Raw genomic sequence first — 1,114 nt, 5'->3', positions numbered from 1 at the left:
GTACGGCGTGTTGGTGAACACGCCGTACGGCCCCGCTTCCGTGTGCCCCGTGCCGCGCGGCGGGCGGGAGTTCAGCGGACCAGTTCCAGCGCCTGCTCCAGGTTGTGCTCGGCGATGCCCGTCATGAAGGCCCGGTCGGGGAAGTCCCCGTCGAGCAGCCGCAGCGGTCCCGCCGTCAGCGAAAGCCGCTGGGCGAGCATGTACAGCGCGAGCCGGTCCTCGTCCAACCCGTCCGCCTCCAGCGGCCGGTAGGCGTCGTGCAGGCGGATGCGCAGGAACACGTGCTCCCACTCGACGTCGAAGTACATCACCCCCTCGATGTCGATCACCACGGGGTTGCCGTCGGCGTCCACCCGCACGTGGTCGGGGCCCAGTTCGCCGTGGACGACCGCGTACTCCGCGCGCGGCCGCACCGCCGCCGACAGGCCGAGCAGCCGTTCTTCCAGCCGGTCGCGGGCGTCGGCGATCCGGGGATCCCGCGAAGCCGCCTCGGCGAGGTCGCGCAGCGCACGGCCGAGAACCACTTCCTCGCACGAGGAACCGCGTGACGTTCCTCCGCCGTCGACCACGGCCACCTTGCCGTAGGCCGGTGCCCGGTGGGCCCGCATCGCCTTCAGCGACTCCGCGAGCCGGTCCAGGACCGGACCGGCGGCATGCCGGTCGCGCACCAGCAGTTCCTCCAGGCTCTCTCCCCGGAGGTCCTCGACGATCGCCAGGCCGGCCGGGCCATGGGTCCCGCCTTCGTCGAGGAGGCGGATCGCCGGGACGCGGACGCCGAGGGCGTCGAGACGCGCGTGCGCGGCCCGGAACAGATCGAGCCCGAGACCGGGCGAGAACGGGTCGGCGAGGTCGTCGTCGCCCTCGGCGGCGGGCCAGTAGTTCTCGTCCTCGTCCCACAGGTAGGCGACCACCGCCGTCGCGTCGTCCATCACCAGCCGGTACACGCCCTTCTTGCTGCCGCCCGTGACCCGTTCGACCGCCGCCAGCCGTCGCCCGCCGCCCAGCGCGGCCCGCGCCGCGTCCGCCAGCCGCTCCCTCGTCCCCGCCCCGGGTGCCACGTTCCGAACCGCCTCTCCCCGCCACGACGGTCGCGGCGCCCCGGGCACCGTACGCG

1 protein-coding gene is annotated in these 1,114 nt (G+C 74.0%); it reads right to left on the bottom strand.

Going from position 1 to position 1,114, the window contains the following annotated elements; genetic code table 11:
* Window positions 1-71: 71 nt before the first annotated feature.
* Complete coding sequence (locus ACFWEP_RS34760) at window positions 72-944, bottom strand: phosphotransferase family protein (protein ID WP_387376313.1); 873 nt, start codon at window positions 942-944, stop codon at window positions 72-74.
* Between the last annotated feature and the right edge of the window lie 170 nt (window positions 945-1,114).

Origin of the sequence: Streptomyces sp. NPDC060198, assembly GCF_042728415.1 — a bacterium.
Classification (GTDB): domain Bacteria; phylum Actinomycetota; class Actinomycetes; order Streptomycetales; family Streptomycetaceae; genus Streptomyces.
Note: the sequence above shows the minus strand (reverse complement) of the source record. Positions and strands in the feature narration are given on the sequence as shown.